The sequence below is a fragment of the Lysobacter enzymogenes genome (assembly GCF_900106525.1).
In the GTDB taxonomy this organism is placed as follows: Bacteria; Pseudomonadota; Gammaproteobacteria; order Xanthomonadales; family Xanthomonadaceae; genus Lysobacter; species Lysobacter enzymogenes.
Genome location: NZ_FNOG01000013.1, coordinates 1 through 16,864, shown reverse-complemented (window position 1 = coordinate 16,864; position 16,864 = coordinate 1). Strand labels below are relative to the sequence as shown.

Here is a 16,864-nt window from a genome sequence, read left to right as displayed (position 1 = left end):
TTGCGCCGCTCCTACAGGTAGCGGCCGTGGCATTCGGGGCGGACAAAAAAACGGGGCGCCGAAGCGCCCCGTTTTCTACAGCGTAAGCAGCGCAGCCACCTCAGAGATGCTTGATGATCTCGTCGGCGAACTCCGAGCACTTGACCTCGGTCGCGCCGTCCATCAGACGGGCGAAATCGTAGGTCACGCGCTTGGAGGCGATGGCCTTGTCCATCGCCGCGATGATCGCGTCGGCGGCTTCGGTCCAGCCCAGGTAGCGCAGCATCATCTCGCCCGACAGGATCACCGAGCCCGGGTTGACCTTGTCCAGGTCGGCGTACTTCGGCGCGGTGCCGTGGGTCGCCTCGAACACCGCGTGACCGGTCACGTAGTTGATGTTCGCGCCCGGCGCGATGCCGATGCCGCCGACCTGCGCGGCGAGCGCGTCGGACAGGTAGTCGCCGTTGAGGTTCAAGGTGGCCGAGACGTCGTATTCCTTCGGACGCAGCAGGATCTGCTGCAGGAAGGCGTCGGCGATGGCGTCCTTGATGATCAGGCCCGCGCCCGGCTTGCCTTCCGGAATCACGTGCCACGGGCCGCCGTCGAGCTCGACCGCGCCGAAGGCTTCGCGCGCGATCTGGTAACCCCAGTCGCGGAAGCCGCCTTCGGTGTACTTCATGATGTTGCCCTTGTGGACCAGGGTCACCGACTTGCGATTGTTCTCGATCGCGTATTCGATGGCCGCGTGGACCAGGCGGGTGGTGCCGAGGAAGGAGACCGGCTTGATGCCGATGCCCACGTCCACGCCGAGCTCGCGCTTGGGCGCGCCGACCGCGACCAGCTCGTCCTGCCAGGCGTCGATCTTGGCCTGGGTGCCGAAGCGGATCTTGTCGAAGGCCTGCGGGAACTCGGTCTGCAGGAAGTCGAGCACCTTCTTGGCGTCGGCGCTGCCGCCGGCCCATTCGATGCCGGCGTAGATGTCCTCGGTGTTCTCGCGGAAGATCACCATGTCGACATCGCCCGGCTTCTTGACCGGCGAGGGCACGCCTTCGAACCAGCGCACCGGGCGCAGGCAGACGTACAGGTCGAGCATCTGGCGCAGCGCCACGTTGAGCGAGCGGATGCCGCCGCCGACCGGCGTGGTCAGCGGGCCCTTGATGCTGACCAAGTAGTCGCGACAGGCCTGCACGGTCCCATCCGGCAACCAGGTGCCATACGTGTTGTTGGCTTTCTCGCCGGCATAGACCTCCAGCCACTCGATCTTCTTCTGGCCGCCGTAGGCCTTGGCGACCGCGGCGTCGAGCACGCGCACCGAGGCGCGCCAGATGTCGGGGCCGGTGCCGTCGCCTTCGATGAACGGGATGATCGGGCGGTCCGGCACGTTCAGGCCGGTCGGGGTCTTGGTGATCTTGGCGCCGCCGGAGGGCGGCGTCGCTACGAACTCGGTCATTACGATCTCCAGTGGGGCCGGCCGTGCGCGGGCGCATGGACGGTACAGGGTTCCTTGCGGCCCGCGGACGAGGCAGCGGGCCGGCCGGCCATTGTCGCGGTTCGGGGGAGGCGAGGCAAAGTGCGGGGTGGGTCGCTGTGTTGCGGGGCCGCCGCGCGGGCTTGCTATGGTGGAGGACGTGGATGACGCAGGCGAGGCGGGCGATGGCGGATCCGGTCTATGAGCGGCAGTGGCGCGACTACCGCTCGCGCCGGTGGTGGTTCTACGCCGTGTGGCTCGGTGGCTTCGCCGCGCTCGCGCTCATCGCCTTCGGCCTGCTCCCGCTGATTCCCAAGGCGATGGCGGGCCCGGTTTTCGTTGCGGCGGGCCTGGCCTGGATGCTGGGTTTCGTCGTCGTCGCGGTGCGGTTGCAGCGATTCGCCTGTCCGCGCTGCGACGGCGCGTTCTTCGTGACGTCGCTAAGCTACTGGCCGTTCGCGCGCGAGTGCCGTCACTGCGGACTGGCGCGGGATTGATCGAGCCGCGCGCCTGTAGATTCGGGAACGCCGAATGCGCGTACGCAGACGCGAGTCGTCGAATTGTGCTCCGGCTATGGATCGGAGGACCGTCATGGAAAAGGCGCTGATCGGCCTGATCGGCCTGCTGCTGATCGGTCTGGGCGTGCGCGCGATCGTCACCCGGCGCACGGACATCGACATCGGCGACACCGACTCCAGCGACTCCGGCAGCATCACGGTGCGCGGATGGGCGGCGATCCTCATCGGCGTGCTGGGCGTCGTCGCCGGGGTGGGCGTCATCGCCACGTTCGTGCTTTGAGCTCGGCCCGCAGCGGCCTGGCGTAGATCAAGCGTCGCGCCAATCCGCTGGCGTCAACGGCGCCATCCCATGCGCGATGCGCGCCCTGTCGCATTGCGCGCTCGGCGCGCCGTCTTCCCACGCCGCTTTGAGCTCGCGGCAGGGCGAGGGCCGCAGCGGGTAGATGCCGCAGTGCGCGTCGGTCGCGACATTGCCGCGCAATTGCTCGCAGCGCAGCGGCGCCGCGCCGTAGGTGCCGCGCATGACCACGCGGTGCGGGTCGAGCGGTTCGGTCAGTGCGGTCGGGGTCAGGCCGCCTTCGCAGGCGTCGGTTTCGCTCCAGTGGAACGCGACGCGGAAGCCGGCGCAGCAGGCGCCGCAGCGCAGGCAGGGGTGGGTGGCGTCGGGCATGGCCGGCGGGTCGTGGGCGGGGACGGCGCCGAGGGGCGCCGAAGGAGCGCGATTGTCGCACCCGCGCCGCGTCGGCCGACAGCGGCGGCGCCGCGCCGGGCTAGAAGTCGAAGCCGGTCAGCCACATGCCCAGCCCGACCGAGCCCAGCAGCGCCGCGATCAGGCCGAGCCGGCGGACCATGACCGCGTTCGCGGCCAGTCGTTCGGGCTGCAGTTTCCATTGCAGCAGCAGGCCGAGCGGGTAGGCCGGAATCAGCGCCAGTACGCCGCCGAGCCATACCCGCATGAAGGCGTCGGGCGACGGCAGGTTGAAGTAGCCGATCGCCGCGCCGACCAGCTCGCCCGCGATCACCAGGCCGGACAGGATCGGCACCTGCCACAGGTCCGCAAACGAATAGCTGAAGCCGAACTGCGATTCGCGCACGACGCTCGTCCCTGAAAGCGGTCTCCGCGATCAGGATACGCCCGCGCCGCGGCGGTCGCCGCGCCGGTTTAAGCGCGCGGCGATGGACGGGCGCTCAGACCCCGCAGCACTTCTTGTACTTCTTGCCGCTGCCGCACGGGCACGGCTCGTTGCGGTCCGGCGTCTCGGCGCGGCGCAGCGGTTCGCGCGGGGTCAGCGCCTCGATCCGGTGGTGCTGCAGGTCGGCGAGCATGCCGGGCAGGCCGGCGACGATCTCCAGGCGCTCGCGGTAGCTGACCGGGGTCGGCGGCGCGGCCGGGTCTTCGCCGAGCACCTCGCCGCTGGCCAGGCGGTCGAACAGGACGAAGATCTCGTCGATCCAGTCGTTCTCGTCCAGCCAGGTTTCCCAGGTCGCCTCGCGCAGCTCGACGCCGCGGAAGAAGCCCAGCGACCAGTCGCGGCCGACGTCGAGCTCGTCGGGCTGCTCGGTGTCGGGTTCCTCGGGCAGCCACAGCAGCGGGGCGAGGTGGTCGGGCAGGTCGTCGTCGCCGTGGCGCACGCGCGCGCTGACCATGTTCCAGTGGCCGATCAGCAGGGCTTGCACCTGCGCGGCCTCGGCCTCGTCGCTCCAGCGCGGTTCCTTGCCGCCCCACACCGCCGGCTGCCATTCGGCCGGGGCCGGGTGCTCGGGGCCGACCACCAGGGCGGAGAGGTAGCCGTCCAGCGCTTCCAGGTTGAAGCCCTTGTACGGCACGGCGCGCTGGTCGAGCAGGTCGGCCAGGCGTTCGATCTGGTCGTCGTCGAGATAGGCGGGGGCTTTCATGGCAGGGCTCGCGGGGGAAACGGGGCGTGCATGGTAGTCGCAAGCGCGTCGCCGCGGCGAAAATACCGCGCATGACTGCCCCAACTACGCGCCCCGCCCCACCCGCCGCCTGCCCCTGCGACCCTGCCCGCCTTTACGCCGCCTGCTGCGGGCCGCTCCACGCCGGCCAGGCCGCGGCCAGCGCCGCGGCGCTGATGCGCTCGCGCTACAGCGCCTACGTGCTGGGCGACCTGGAGTACCTGCGCGCGAGCTGGTCGCCCGAGACCTGCCCGGCCGAGCTCGACTTCGACCCGGCGGTGCGCTGGCTGGGACTGGAGCTCAAGCGCCAGCGCGAGGAGGGCGAGACGGCCGTGGTCGAATTCGTCGCCCGCTACCGCGTCGGCGGCGGCAGCGCGGTGCGCCTGCACGAGGTCAGCCGGTTCGCCCGCGTCGATGGGCGCTGGGTGTATGTGGACGGCGAGTTTCCGCGCGGTTGATGTCGCGGTAGCTCGCTGTAGGAGCGGCGCGAGCCGCGACTGCGACAACGCAACCACGATGAAACCTCGGTGCGTGTGCGACTCGGCGGGTGTCGGCGCGGGATTTTCGGTGTGCGTCGTAGCTGCGGTTTCGCGGTCGCGGCTTGCGCCGCTCCTACAAAAAGCAACCGCCGCATTCGCGCGAATCGAAGACAAAAAAAGGGCGCGGCCGTGAGGCCGCGCCCGGGCTTGCCCGCCCTTGAGGCGAGGAGGCTTACTTCTTGACTTCGAAATCCTTGCTCTGGACGACGTTGCCGTCCTGGGTGACTTCGACCTTGTACTTGCCTTCCGGGAAACCCTTCGGGCTGTTGATGTGGAACTCGGTCACGCCGCCGTTGGTGGCCTGGACGTCTTCGACCGGGTTCTCATGCACGGTCTGGCCGTCCTGGAAGGTCCACTTGGCGCCGAGCTTGGTCGCCACGGTGGCGGCCGGGTCGGAGGTGCTGGTGGAGACCGACGCGTAGATCGTGTCCTTCGGCTTGAACGCGGTCGCCGCGGCGGTGACCTTCTTGTCGGCGCCGATGGCGCTGCCCAGGTCGATGCTGGCGACGGTCGCGGTCGCAGCGACCGGAGCCGGAGCGGGTTCCGGAGCGGTCGGCGCCGGAGCCGGGGTTTCGGCGGCCGGCGGCGCGGGCGCGGGTTCTTCCTTCTTCTTGCAGCCCGCCAGCGCCAGCGAGGCGACCAGGGCGGCGGCGACAGCGTACGTGGTGCGATTGCGGATCAGCATGGTGGATCTCCTTGGAAAGCGATGAAGTGGAAAGCGTCGCGGCGCGCGCACGCGCCTCGTCGTGGACGATGCGTCAGTCGTTGACGGTCGGAATCTTCAGGATCTGGCCGGGCTGGATCTTGTCGGGATCGTCGAGCTGATCGCGATTGGCCTCGAAGATCGCGTTCCACTTGTTCGCCTTGCCGTAGAACTCTTTGGCGATATGCGACAGCGTGTCGCCCTTCTGGACCGTGTAGGTCTGCTCACCACCGCCGGTAATCTCGTCGGTCGAGCTCGAGCCGCCTTGGACGTCGCTGAAATCGGCTTTCTCTTTGATTTCGTCGGTGCTCGACACACCGCCTTGCACATCGGAAAAATCGGCTTTCTTATCCGGGGTAGTCATGGGTAGAGGGCTCCTGCCGTGTTGGCGGGGGCACCATGACACGGCGCTTGTTAAAAAGACATAGCGCCCGCGTGAACTTTGATGATGAAACTGAATGGGGATATGACGAGCTTAAGGCGCCGTCGCGCGGCCGAAGTGCCGGCAGGCACCGGCTCCGCGCGGAACCGGTGCCTGCGGACGCGTCATTGCCGTTCGTCGCGACCCGCGGCAGGCGCGTCCAGGCCGGGGCTGCCGCGCCAGGGATTGATGTCCAGGCCGCCGCGGCGGGTGTAGCGCGCTTCCACCGACAGCCACTGCGGCGCGGCGATGCGGGTCAGGTCGGCGTGGATGCGCTCGACGCATTGCTCGTGGAATTCGGCGTGGTCGCGGAACGAGACCAGGTAGCGCAGCAGGCCGGCCCGGTCCAGGCGCGGGCCGCGATACGCAATGACCACCCGCGCCCAGTCCGGCTGCCCGGTCACCGGGCAGTTCGACTTGAGCAGGGCCGAGCTCAGGGCTTCTTCGACGATCTCGCCGGCGTCGGCGGACAGGTGTCCGGCGTTGGGCGGGCCGTAGTCGTCGATGGCCACGTCGAGGCCGTCGATCGATTCGACCGCGCCGTCGCCGCCGATCGGCGGCAGGCCGAAGGCGACCGCGACCGGCGCGCCGGCGGCGGCGCTGAGGTCGGCGGCGATGGTGTGCAGCACCGCCTGGGCGCTGTCGAAACGGCTGGAATTGAACGAATTCAGATACAGCTTGAGCGACTTGGATTCGATCAGGTGCGGCGAAGTCGCCGGCACCGACACGGTCGCGGTGGCGACCTGCGGTTTGCCGCGCGGGTCCAGCCAGCTCAGTTCGTAGGCGTGCCAGCGGTCGTGGCCGACGAACGGCGGCGCGGCGTCGTCGACGCCGATGTGCTCGCGGCCGAGCGCGCGGGCGATGGGGAACAGCAGCGAGGCGTCGTACTCGCGCGGGTAGTCGACGTGGCGGCCGAGGGGGAGTTCGTGGGCGGTCATGGCGGTATTTTAGCCGCTGCGGCGGGGTTCGCCCCGGGCCGCGGGTTTGCGCGGGGCGGCGCAGTTCGCGGTCGCGGCTCGCGCCGCTCCTACAGGTAGCCCATGTAGGAGCGGCGCGAGCCGCGACCAACCGCAGCGACGAACGCAAGCGCCGTCGCCGAAGCCCGGAAAATCGTCGGATCGTCGGATCGTCGATCCCAGACCACGATCCCGGCCCGTTCCGCCGCTTTCGTGGTTGCGAGCCGCGCCCGCGAAGGACGGATGTGAGCAAACGCGAACCTACCGCTCACCCCGCCTTAGGCGCGTTCAGATAATCCAGCGTCACCTGCAGCATCGCCCGCAGCCCCAGGTCCAGCGAGCTCTCGTCGAGCTTGAACTTGGGCGAGTGGTTGCTCGGCGCCGTCGCCGGATCCACGCCCTTCTCGGTCGCGCCGACGAAGAAGAACATCGCCGGCACTTCCTTGGCGTAGTAGGAGAAATCCTCCGCGCCCATCACCAGCGGCATCTCGATCACGTTGGCCTCGCCGGCCACGGCCTTCAGGCTCGGCAGCATGCGCGCGGTCAGCGCCGGGTCGTTGTAGGTGACCGGGTTGCCGTCCTGGTCGGGCACCTGCGCTTCGGCGTGCGCGCCGTGCGCGGCGCTGACGTGCTCGGCGACGTTCTTGAGGTCCTTGAAGATCGCCTGGCGCATGCCTTCGTCGAAGGTGCGGATGGTGCCGATCATTTCCACGTCGTCGGGAATGATGTTGTAGCGGATGCCGCCCTTGATCGCGCCGAAGGTCACCACCGCCGGCAGCTTGGCGATGTTGGTGCGGCGGCTGACGATGGTCTGCGCGCTGCCGATCACGTCGGCGGCGGCGACGATCGGGTCGACGCCCATCCACGGCGTCGAGCCGTGGCTCTGGCGGCCCTTGATCTTGATGCTGAAGCGGTCGGAGGCCGCCATCAGCGGGCCGCCGCGCACGCCGAGCTGGCCGGCGTTCAAGGTCGAGAACACGTGCAGGCCGAACACCGCTTCGGGCTTGAAGTCCTTGAACAGGCCGTCCTTGAGCATCAGCGAGGCGCCGCCTTCCTCGTTGGCCGGCGCGCCTTCTTCGGCCGGCTGGAAGATCAGCATCACCTGGCCCGGCAGGTCTTTCTTCATCGCCACCAGCGCGTCGGCGATGCCGAGCAGGATGCCGGTGTGGGCGTCGTGGCCGCAGGCGTGCATGACGCCGACGGTCTCGCCGCGGAAGGTCGCGGTGGCTTTCGACGCGAACGGCACGTCGACCTGTTCGGTCACCGGCAGCGCGTCCATGTCGGCGCGCAGGGCGATGCGCGGGCCGGGCTTGCCGCCTTCGATGATCGCCACCACGCCGTGCCTGGCGATGCCGGTGCGCGGCTTGAGCCCGAGCTTGCGCAGGTGCTCGGCGACCTTGGCCGAGGTGCGCTCCTCGCGGTTGGACAGCTCCGGGTTCTGATGGAAGTCGCGGCGCCAGGCGACCACGTTGGCCTGGACCTTGGCCGCGGCGGCGGCGACCTCGGGGCGCTGCGCCGCGGGCGAAGCCGCCGCTTGCGCGGACGCGGCCAGCGGCAGCGCGGCCAGCGCGGAACAGGTCAGGGCGCAGCTCAACGCGACGGACAGCGGACGCTTCATCGACGGACTCCGGCGGGAAAGTCCCGATGCTAGCCGATGCGGCCAGCCCGGGCTGCGCGACGTTGGTCGCGAGAACTTACCGCGCGGTCCTCACAGCTCGATCAGGCCCGGCGCCGGCGCCAGCGGCGAGCCGAATCCGAGCGCGGCGTAGACCTGTTCGGTGTAGCGCTGGCGCGCGCTCGGCCGGCCCAGCCGCCAGCGCAGTTGCAAGGCCGCCACCGGCAGCCAGATCGCCGCGTCGATCAGCCCGACCAGCGCCGCGACGTCGGCCAGCACGCGCTGCCACGGCGTGGAAGCACCGATGGCGAGGCTGAAACCGGGTATCGCCGCGCAGGCCAGCAGCGACAGGCCGAGCGTCCACCACAGCGCCGCGCGCAGCATGCGCGGGGTGTAGCCGACCGGGGCGATGTCCAGCGCGAGCCAGCGGAACGCGCTGTGGCAGGCGTAGGCGGCGCCGTCTTCATGATTGCGCAGCGCCACCACCGCGCCGGCCTCGGCTTGCCGCGCGTCGTCGCGCGCATCGGCGCGGTAGCGCTGCGCGAGCAGGTCGACGCGGTCGCCTTCGGCCAGCGGCGGCGCCGCCGGCCCGGCCGGCGCCAGCGGCACATACAGCGCTACGCGCCGGCGCTCGAGGTCGAAGCGATACACCGCGAATTCGACCCGCGCGCCGTGGCGGCCGCCGGGGCTGAGGGTCTGCACCGTGCGTTGCAGCCGCCGCACCGCGCCGCTCAGGCGTAGCGGCGCGGCCGCGCCGCGTTGCGCATCGGTTGCCGGAGCATCCACGTCTCAGGGCCCGTGCAGGTAATCCAGCGCCACCTGCAGCATCGCCTTGGTGCCGACGTCCAGCGAACCCTCGTCGAGCATGAAATTCGGCGAGTGGTTGATCGGTGCCTTGGCCGCGTCGCTGCCCTTCGCGGTCGAGCCGACGAAGAAATAAAAACCCGGCACGGTGTTGGCGAACTGGGAGAAATCCTCGGCCACGGTCACCAGGCCCGACTCGACCACGTTGGCCTCGCCGGCCGCGCGCCGCAGCGACGGCAGCACGCGCCGGGTCAGCGCGGCATCGTTGATCGTGGCCGGGGCGTTGTTGACCACGGCCAGCTCGGCGCTGGCGCCGGCGGCGTGGGCGTAGTCGTCGGCGGTGCGGCGCAGGCGCGCGATCACGTCCTCGCGCACGGCCGGGTCGAAGGTGCGCAGGGTGCCGACCAGCTTGGCTTCGTCGGGAATGATGTTGAAGCGCACGCCGCTGTTGAACTGGCCGGCGGTCAGCACCACCGGGGTCGCGGCGATGTTGACCTGGCGCGCGATCAGGCTCTGGCTGGCGAGCAGGATCTGCGCGCCGACGGTGATCGGGTCGACGCCGTCCCACGGCCGCGAGCCGTGGGTCTGCTTGCCGCGCACGGTCAGGCTCCATTCGTCGGCGCTGGCCAGCATCGGGCCGCTGCGGTAGCCGATCTGGCCGACGTTGAGCCCGGCCCACACGTGCAGGCCGAACACCGCCTCGGGCTTGAAGTCCTTGAACACGCCCTGGTCGAGCATGAGCTTGGCGCCGAATGGTTCGCCCGCGGTCGGCGGCCCTTCTTCGGCCGGCTGGAACACGAACATCACCTCGCCCGGCAGCTGGTCCTTCTGCGCCGCCAGCGCGGTGGCGACGCCGAGCAGGATCGCCACGTGCGCGTCGTGGCCGCAGGCGTGCATCACCCCGACCGGCTGGCCGCGGTAGTCGGCGGTGACCTTGGAAGCGAACGGCAGGCCGGCCGGTTCGGTCACCGGCAGCGCGTCCATGTCGGCGCGGATGGCGATGCGCGGCCCGGGCTTGCCGCCCTTGAGCACCGCGACCACGCCGGTATGCGCGATGCCGGTGCGCGGCTGCAGGCCGAGCTTGCGCAGCTGGTCGGCGATGAGTTGCGCGGTGCGGGTTTCGTGCTGGCCCAACTCGGGGTGCTGGTGGATGTCGCGGCGCCAGGCGACGACGCGGCTTTGCACCGACTGCGCGGCTTGGGCGACGGCGGCGGAGTCGGCGGCGGGGTTGGCGTTCTGGGCGAACGCGGGGGCGGCGGCGAGGCCGAGCGCGAGCAGCGCCGGCAGACGGAAACGAGGGGGCATCGCGAAACTCCGGCGAATAAAGGAAATCGGCTCGGCGACAGGATCGGCCGTTGTGGGAGGGCCTTCAGGCCCGACGCTTTGCGCTCCGATCGCGGCGACCGGAAACAAAAGCATCGGGCCTGAAGGCCCTCCCACAACCGTCGGCCCCGCCGCGACAACATCCGATGCTAAGGCCGAAGCCGCGATGGGCGATACCCGCAGCGGCCGCCGTTGCCGTCGGGCCGGTTCGCCCAGGATCGACCGGCGGCCCCGTGATAGCAGTCACAGGCCGCGGCGACCCCCTCGCGCATGCTGTCGCAGGCCGCCCGGCCCGCCGACCAAGGAGCAGGTTCGCATGCCTTCGATCCGTCATCGCACCGTGATGTTCGCCGCCGCATTCGCGCTCGCCGCAGGATTCGCCAGCAGCGCGGCCGCCCAGCGCAACTGCAGCATCTGCACCGGCATCTACGACCGTTGCATGGCCCAGCCCGATGCCAGCGAGTACGAGTGCGTGCTCGAACACAACCGCTGCGCCAAGTCGCTGGGCTGCCCGTTCAAGCCGCAGACCTGAGTTCCGCTGCCGCACGCACCGCAGCCGCCGAGCGGCCGTCGGCGCGTGCGTCGTTTCGCCACCGGCCCGCGCGCCGCCGCGGCGCGCGCCCGCCTCGACCAAGGAGAAGGTTCGTATGCATGGGATTCGCCACAAGACGCTGTTTCTCGCGGTATTCGTGTTCGCCGCCGGTTTCGCCGGCAGCGCGTTCGCGCAACGCAATTGCAGCTGGTGCACTGCGATCTACGACAACTGCATGGCCCAGCCCGACGCCGACCAGGGCCTGTGCGCGCGCGAGCACAACCGCTGCGCCGAGCCGATCAACTGCCCGCTGATGCCCGAGTTCTGAGGCCGCGGCGCGCACGTCCACACATCCAGGAGCCCGTTCCCATGCGACCGATTCGCCACGCGATGTCGTTCCTCGCCGTATTCGTATTCGCCGCCGGTTTCGCCGGCAGCGCGCTCGCCGATCCGAACTGCAACCACTGCCTCGCCCTCTACGACAACTGCATGGCCCGGCCCGGCAGCGACGAGACGCAGTGCATTCGCGAGCACAACCAATGCGCCGGGCCGATCAACTGCCCGGTGATGCCCGAATAAGCGCCCCCGTACGACCGCGCGCGCCGTGCGCGCGGCGTGTCGATCCAGACCCATCGACCCAAGACCAAGGAGAAGGTTTGTATGCGTTCGATTCGCCACAAGACCCTGTTCGTCGCCGCGTTCGCGTTCGCCGCCGGTTTCGCCACCGTCGCCAGCGCGCTGCCGGCGCGGTGCGCGCCGTGCCGGCAGATCTACGACGACTGCATGGCCGGGCCCAACCCGAGCTATGAGGTCTGCGCGCGCCAGTACAACGAGTGCGTGCCGCCGGGCTGCATGCTGATGCCGCTGCCGTTGGATCCCTGAGCCGCATCGCGCCGTCTTGCGCCGGACTCCGGCGCCATCCATCCACGACCAAGGAGTAGGTTCGTATGCATCCGATTCGCCGCCGCTTGACCCTGTTCGCCGCCGCGTTCGTATTCGCCGCCGGTTTCGCCGGCACTGCCGTGGCCGGCAGTTGCTGGGACTGCCTGCAGATCTACAACGACTGCATGAACGAGCCGGGCACCACCCAGAGCCGGTGCGCGCACCGCCACAACCTGTGCGCCCAGCCGATGAACTGCCCGCTGATGCCGGAATCCGAAATCGAATAAGCGTTCGACCCGCGGGCGCGCTGCGGCGCGCCCGCGCACCGGCGGCAGCGCACCGGCCCCGGTCGCCGATCACCGGTCGCCGGTCGTCGGTAGCGACGTGGCCCCGCCCTTGAAGCCGCCCAAGCGCCGCCTTTCGCAACCGCGCGCCCCCGGATTTGCCCCGCCGCCGCCCCGGGCCTAAAATGAGAATGGTTATCGTTTGCCGGCGCGCAGGACGCCGCGGCCGCGATCGCGCCCTTCTCCGCTTCCGCCCAGGCCCACATGTCCCACACCGCTCCCCGTCCGCGCCCGCTCGGCCGCGCGATCCGCCTCGCCCTGACCGGCCTGCCGCTGCTGGCCGCCGCCTTCGCCGCGCCCGCCGCCGACGCGCCCGCCGCGACCACGCTCGACAAGGTCCAGGTCCAGGCGCCGATCGCCAAGCGCAGCCAGACCGTGACCAAGACCGACACCCCGCTGATCGAGGTGCCGCAGTCGGTCTCGGTGATCACCGCCGAGCAGATGCGCGAACGCGGCATCCAGGGCATCGAGGAAGCGGTCTGGTACACCGCCGGCGCCCAGGGCGGCGGCTACGGCCAGGACACCCGCAGCGACTGGCTGTTGGTGCGCGGCTTCAGCCCGGCGCGCTACATGGACGGGCTGACCCTCACCGACGGCGTGTGGACCGGCGGCACCCGCATCGAGCCCTACGGCCTGGAGCGGCTGGACGTACTCAAGGGGCCGTCGTCGGTGGCCTACGGCGCGATGCCGCCGGGCGGCCTGGTCAACATGGTCAGCAAGCGGCCGACCACCGACACCCTGCGCGAGGTCGAAGTCACCCTTGGCAATTACGACCTGCGCCAAGCCGCGTTCGATTTCGGCGGCGCGCTCGGCGAAAACGGCACGCTCAGCTATCGCCTCACCGGCCTGGCCCGCAACAGCGACAACATCGTCGATTACGTCAAGGACGACCGCTATTTCTTCGCCCCCGCGCTGACCTGGAAGCCGAGCGAAGACACCCAACTGACCGTGCTGGCGCGCTGGCAGAAGGCCGACACCGCGCAGGGCGGCGGCTTCCTGCCCGCGGCCGGCACCTTGCTGCCGAACCCGAATGGCAAGATCCCGCGCGAGCGCTACACCGGCGAGCCGGGCTGGAACGACTACGTCAAGACCATGCAGTCGATCGGCTACGAGCTCAGCCATCGTTTCAGCGATGCGCTGACCTTCCGCCAGAACCTGCGCTACGGCAAGGTCGATGTGGACCACGACGCCGGCGTCGGCGCGTTCGGCCTGCAGGACGACCAGCGCACGCTGACGCGCTACTACTTCCCGCTGGAAGAGCAGTCCAAGTCGTTCGCGGTCGACAACAACGTCGAATGGAAGTTCGGCGCCGGCAACTGGGACCACACCGTGCTCGCCGGCATCGACTACCGCCGCCTGGAAAGCGACTACAGTTCGGCGTTCGCGTTCGGCGCGCCGTCGCTGGACATCTTCAACCCGGTGTACGGCGCGCCGATCGTCAAGCCGGCCTACACCTCGCGCACCGATAAGCTGCAGCAACAGATCGGCGTGTACGTGCAGGACCAGATCCGCATCGACCGCTGGGTGATCACCGCCGCCGGCCGCCAGGACCGCGTGCGCACGCGCACCGACCAACTGCTGGCCAATCCGGTCACGCGCGAACGCCAGAACGACAGCAAGTTCTCCGGGCGCGTGGGCGTGAACTATGTGTTCGAGTCGGGCTGGGCGCCGTATGTGGCCTGGTCGCAATCGTTCGAGCCGACCGTGGGTGAGGACGCCAATGGCAATTCGTTCGTGCCGACCACCGGCGAGCAGATCGAGGCGGGCCTGAAGTTCCAGCCCGCCGACGGCCGCGCGCTGCTGACCTTGGCCGCCTACGAGATCAAGCAGAAGAACACCCTGACCGTCGATCCGGTCCACACCCTGTTCTCGGTCCAGCAGGGCGAGACCCGCGTGCGCGGCGCCGAGCTGGAAGGGCGCTGGAATTTCGCCAACGGCCTGAGCGTGTACGGCGCCTACACCTACACCGATTCGGAAGTGACCCGCAGCAACGACGCCGGCGCGCTGGGCAAGCAGATCGCGCTGCAGCCGCGCAACGTCGCGTCCCTGGGCGCGGACTACACCATCGGCTACGGCGCGCTGTCGGGCCTGGGCTTCGGCGCCGGCGTGCGCTACACCGGCGAGCACTACGGCGACACCTACAACCAGTGGAAGACGCCGTCGTACACCTTGTTCGACGCCGCCGTGCATTACGACCTGGACGCGTGGCGCTTCCAGCTCAACGCCAGCAACCTCAGCGACAAGGAATACGTGTCGGTGTGCAACAGCGCGGCGTGGTGCTACTACGGGTATCCGCGCACGGTGACGGCGTCGGTGCGGTATCGCTGGTGAAGCGTTGACGCGCCGCCGCCGCATGGTTCGGCGGTGGCGGGTTTCGTCGTAGGTGCGGGTTCGCGGTCGCGACTTGCGTCGCTCCTACAGTCGCTGCGTTGCGACATCTGCCCCCTGTAGGAGCGACGCAAGTCGCGACCGCGCAGCGGCAGATCGCGCGGCAACCGCGGTCGCTGCAATCGCCGCCGCACCGGCCCGAAAAAAACGGGACGCAGCGTCGCCGCTGCGTCCCGCACACGCGGCTCAGCGACCGATCATCGCCATGCCCGCTTCGGTGTAGCGGTCGCCCGCGACCGAGCCGGGGGCGAACACCGCGTTGAGCGTGGCCAGTTCCTCGGCCGAGACGACCACATCCACCGCGCCGAGGTTGTCGTCGAGGTACTTGCGCCGCTTGGTGCCCGGGATCGGCACCAGGTGCTCGCCCTGCGCCAGCACCCAGGCCAGCGCCAGCTGCGCCGGCGTGCAGCCCTTGTCGGCGGCCATCGTCTTGACCTGCGCAGCCAGCTCCAGGTTGCGGGCGAAGTTGTCGCCCTGGAAACGCGGCGTGCTCAGGCGGAAGTCGTCGCTGCTCAGCGTCTTGGCGTCGGTGATCGCGCCGGTCAGAAAGCCGCGGCCGAGCGGGCTGTAGGGGACGAAGCCCACGCCCAGGCGCTCGCAGGTTTCCAGCACGCCGTTGCGCTCCGGGTCGCGCGTCCACAGCGAATATTCGCTTTGCACCGCGGTGATCGGATGCACCGCGTGGGCGCGTTCGAGCGTCTGCGCCGAGGGCTCGGACAGGCCGAGATAACGCACCTTGCCCTGACGGACCAGGTCGGCCATCGCGCCGACGGTGTCCTCGATCGGCACGTTCGGGTCGACGCGGTGCTGGTAGTACAGGTCGATGTGGTCGGTGCGCAGGCGCTGCAGGCTGCCTTCGACCGCGCTGCGCACGTACTCGGGGCGGCCGCTGACGGTGCGCGCGGCGGGGTTGGCCGGGTCGTTGACGAAGCCGAACTTGGTCGCCAGGAACACCTGCTCGCGGCGGCCCTGCAGGAAGCCGCCGATCAACACCTCGTTGGTGTGCGGGCCGTAGATGTCGGCGGTGTCGAGGAAGCTCGCGCCGCGCTCCAGCGCGCGTTCGAGCGTGGCCAGCGATTCGCCGTCGTCGGCAGCGCCGTAGGCGAAGCTCATGCCCATGCAGCCCAGGCCGAGCGCGGACACGGTGGGGCCGTTGCGGCCGAGGCGGCGGGTCGGAAGCGTAGTCATTGCGGCGGTTCTCCATGATCGGGGGGAGAGACGGGACGCGGCGGGCGGGGGAGCCGCCGCGGCGCCCGGGGAGGGCGTGCGGGCACTGTAGGGCGGCGCGATTGCGCGAAAAACCGGCTTAGTCCTCATGCGTCATGAAGAATGTCTTCATAATCGCTGTCGACCCCGCCGGAGCCGCCGCCATCGCCGCCCATCCACTGCCCGCCGTGCTCGGCTTCGCCCGGGTCGCCCACTTCGGCAGCTTCACCCGCGCCGCGGCCGAGCTGGAGGTCTCGCCCTCGGCGCTGTCGCAGAGCGTGCGTGCGCTCGAAGCCCGGCTCGGCGTGCGCCTGCTCAACCGCACCACCCGGCGGGTGGCGCTGACCGAGCACGGCGCGCGCTTCCTCGAACGCATCCAGCCCGGGCTGGCGCAGATCCAGGCCGCCTTCGACGACCTCGACGACGTCCGCCACCGCCCGACCGGGCGGCTGCGCATCAACGTCGGCCGCACCGCGCTGCGGATCATGATCGAACCATTGCTGCCGCGGTTCATGGCGCGCTACCCGGAACTGGAAGTGGAGCTGTTCGCCGACGACACCCTGGCCGATCTGGTCGCCGAGGGGTTCGACGCCGGCATCCGCCTGGGCGAGAGCCTGGCGCGCGACATGGTCGCGGTGCCGTTCGGCGGGCCGCAGCGGCAGGTGATCGTCGGCGCGCCGGCGTACTTCGAACGCCATCCGCCGCCGCGCACGCCGCAGGATCTGGCCGAGCACGACTGCATCCGTCTGCGCTTGCCCGGCAGCCGCCGGCTGTATCCGTTCGAGTTCAGCCGCGATGGGCGCGATTTCGATGTTGAGGTGCGCGGGCGGCTGATTCTCAACGAAGGCGCGCACATTCTGTCGGCGGCGCGCGCGGGGTTGGGGTTGGCGCAGGTGTTCGAGCCGTCGGCGCGTGCGGATGTGCGCGAGGGGCGGTTGGTGGAGGTGTTGTCGGAGTGGTTGTCGCCGTTTCCGGGGTTCTACATCTATTACCCGGAGCGTAAGCAGTTGCCGATGAAGTTGCGGGTGTTCGTGGATTTTTTGCGTGAGCAGGTTTGGGAGTAGTGGCAGTGCGTCGCGATGGCGTCGCGGGTGCGGTGTCGTGGTCGCGGCTTGCGCCGCTCCTACAGTCGGATACGAAACTGGCCGGAGACCCTGTAGGAGCGACGCGAGTCGCGACCAACCGAAGCGACGTAGCTCCGCCGAACTCGCCCGAAGACCCGAAGCTCCCACGCCGTCATTCCGGCGAAAGCCGGAATCCAACCGCAGCGAC

General features: G+C 69.7%; 21 protein-coding genes. 10 read left to right on the top strand and 11 right to left on the bottom strand.

Translation table 11 applies throughout. The features are described from left to right. Positions 1–100 precede the first annotated feature (100 nt). Complete coding sequence (gene icd, locus BLU84_RS23780; protein WP_074873107.1) at positions 101–1,429, bottom strand: isocitrate dehydrogenase (NADP(+)); 1,329 nt, start codon at positions 1,427–1,429, stop codon at positions 101–103. Positions 1,430–1,611: 182 nt separating this feature from the next. Here icd and BLU84_RS23775 point away from each other — a divergent pair, with 182 nt between their 5' ends. After that, positions 1,612–1,944: a hypothetical protein gene (locus BLU84_RS23775; RefSeq protein WP_139175219.1), complete on the top strand. Its 333-nt coding sequence runs from the start codon at positions 1,612–1,614 to the stop codon at positions 1,942–1,944. A gap of 94 nt (positions 1,945–2,038) precedes the next feature. Beyond that, entirely contained in the window at positions 2,039–2,245 is a 207-nt protein-coding gene (locus BLU84_RS23770; RefSeq protein ID WP_074873100.1) for a hypothetical protein, read from the top strand. A gap of 27 nt (positions 2,246–2,272) precedes the next feature. Here BLU84_RS23770 and BLU84_RS23765 read toward each other — a convergent pair whose 3' ends face one another. The 3 genes from BLU84_RS23765 to BLU84_RS23755 all read right to left on the bottom strand — a co-directional run bounded on the left by BLU84_RS23765 (position 2,273) and on the right by BLU84_RS23755 (position 3,861). Further along, entirely contained in the window at positions 2,273–2,635 is a 363-nt protein-coding gene (locus BLU84_RS23765; RefSeq protein ID WP_074873097.1) for a YkgJ family cysteine cluster protein, read from the bottom strand. Positions 2,636–2,735: 100 nt separating this feature from the next. After that, complete coding sequence (locus BLU84_RS23760) at positions 2,736–3,059, bottom strand: hypothetical protein (protein ID WP_074873094.1); 324 nt, start codon at positions 3,057–3,059, stop codon at positions 2,736–2,738. Between the two features lie 94 nt (positions 3,060–3,153). Continuing rightward, complete coding sequence (locus BLU84_RS23755) at positions 3,154–3,861, bottom strand: UPF0149 family protein (protein WP_074873091.1); 708 nt, start codon at positions 3,859–3,861, stop codon at positions 3,154–3,156. Positions 3,862–3,932: 71 nt separating this feature from the next. On the opposite strand from BLU84_RS23755, the gene BLU84_RS23750 reads away from it, so the two are divergent. Continuing rightward, positions 3,933–4,337: a YchJ family protein gene (locus BLU84_RS23750; protein WP_074873086.1), complete on the top strand. Its 405-nt coding sequence runs from the start codon at positions 3,933–3,935 to the stop codon at positions 4,335–4,337. A gap of 253 nt (positions 4,338–4,590) precedes the next feature. On the opposite strand, the gene BLU84_RS23745 is transcribed toward BLU84_RS23750, so the two are convergent. The 6 genes from BLU84_RS23745 to BLU84_RS23720 form a co-directional block, all read right to left on the bottom strand. Further along, on the bottom strand, positions 4,591–5,103 hold the full coding sequence (locus BLU84_RS23745; protein ID WP_074873083.1) for a hypothetical protein: 513 nt from the start codon (positions 5,101–5,103) through the stop codon (positions 4,591–4,593). Between the two features lie 73 nt (positions 5,104–5,176). After that, positions 5,177–5,485 (bottom strand): LysM peptidoglycan-binding domain-containing protein, encoded by a 309-nt coding sequence (locus BLU84_RS23740; RefSeq protein WP_074873080.1) that lies wholly within the window; start codon positions 5,483–5,485, stop codon positions 5,177–5,179. Positions 5,486–5,667: 182 nt separating this feature from the next. Beyond that, positions 5,668–6,480 (bottom strand): NADPH-dependent 7-cyano-7-deazaguanine reductase QueF, encoded by an 813-nt coding sequence (queF, locus tag BLU84_RS23735; RefSeq protein WP_074873077.1) that lies wholly within the window; start codon positions 6,478–6,480, stop codon positions 5,668–5,670. A gap of 286 nt (positions 6,481–6,766) precedes the next feature. After that, positions 6,767–8,116, bottom strand: coding sequence for a M20 family metallopeptidase (locus BLU84_RS23730; RefSeq protein WP_074873075.1), 1,350 nt, complete (start codon positions 8,114–8,116; stop codon positions 6,767–6,769). 90 nt (positions 8,117–8,206) lie between these two features. After that, positions 8,207–8,899, bottom strand: a complete 693-nt coding sequence (locus tag BLU84_RS23725; protein ID WP_074873072.1) for a hypothetical protein — start codon at positions 8,897–8,899, stop codon at positions 8,207–8,209. Between the two features lie 3 nt (positions 8,900–8,902). Further along, positions 8,903–10,357: an amidohydrolase gene (locus BLU84_RS23720; RefSeq protein ID WP_425479450.1), complete on the bottom strand. Its 1,455-nt coding sequence runs from the start codon at positions 10,355–10,357 to the stop codon at positions 8,903–8,905. Between BLU84_RS23720 and BLU84_RS28950 the strand changes: the two genes are divergently transcribed. The 6 genes from BLU84_RS28950 to BLU84_RS23690 all read left to right on the top strand — a co-directional run bounded on the left by BLU84_RS28950 (position 10,275) and on the right by BLU84_RS23690 (position 14,329). After that, positions 10,275–10,772: a DUF6053 domain-containing protein gene (locus tag BLU84_RS28950; RefSeq protein ID WP_425479449.1), complete on the top strand. Its 498-nt coding sequence runs from the start codon at positions 10,275–10,277 to the stop codon at positions 10,770–10,772. The genes BLU84_RS23720 and BLU84_RS28950 overlap by 83 nt on opposite strands. A 115-nt stretch (positions 10,773–10,887) precedes the next feature. Beyond that, on the top strand, positions 10,888–11,100 hold the full coding sequence (locus BLU84_RS23710) for a hypothetical protein (protein WP_074873063.1): 213 nt from the start codon (positions 10,888–10,890) through the stop codon (positions 11,098–11,100). Positions 11,101–11,141: 41 nt separating this feature from the next. Beyond that, on the top strand, positions 11,142–11,351 hold the full coding sequence (locus BLU84_RS23705) for a hypothetical protein (protein WP_139175218.1): 210 nt from the start codon (positions 11,142–11,144) through the stop codon (positions 11,349–11,351). An 81-nt stretch (positions 11,352–11,432) separates the two neighbouring features. Further along, positions 11,433–11,654 carry a hypothetical protein gene (locus BLU84_RS23700; protein WP_074873056.1) on the top strand — a complete coding sequence of 74 codons (222 nt, stop codon included), beginning with the start codon at positions 11,433–11,435 and terminating at the stop codon, positions 11,652–11,654. A gap of 65 nt (positions 11,655–11,719) precedes the next feature. Beyond that, entirely contained in the window at positions 11,720–11,941 is a 222-nt protein-coding gene (locus BLU84_RS23695; RefSeq protein ID WP_074873053.1) for a hypothetical protein, read from the top strand. Between the two features lie 261 nt (positions 11,942–12,202). Then, entirely contained in the window at positions 12,203–14,329 is a 2,127-nt protein-coding gene (locus BLU84_RS23690; protein WP_074873051.1) for a TonB-dependent siderophore receptor, read from the top strand. Positions 14,330–14,572: 243 nt separating this feature from the next. Here the strand turns inward: BLU84_RS23690 and BLU84_RS23685 are convergent, their stop codons facing one another. Then, positions 14,573–15,574 (bottom strand): aldo/keto reductase, encoded by a 1,002-nt coding sequence (locus BLU84_RS23685; RefSeq protein ID WP_074873046.1) that lies wholly within the window; start codon positions 15,572–15,574, stop codon positions 14,573–14,575. Positions 15,575–15,708: 134 nt separating this feature from the next. On the opposite strand from BLU84_RS23685, the gene BLU84_RS23680 reads away from it, so the two are divergent. Next, complete coding sequence (locus BLU84_RS23680; RefSeq protein ID WP_074873043.1) at positions 15,709–16,656, top strand: LysR family transcriptional regulator; 948 nt, start codon at positions 15,709–15,711, stop codon at positions 16,654–16,656. The last annotated feature ends 208 nt before the right edge of the window (positions 16,657–16,864 follow it).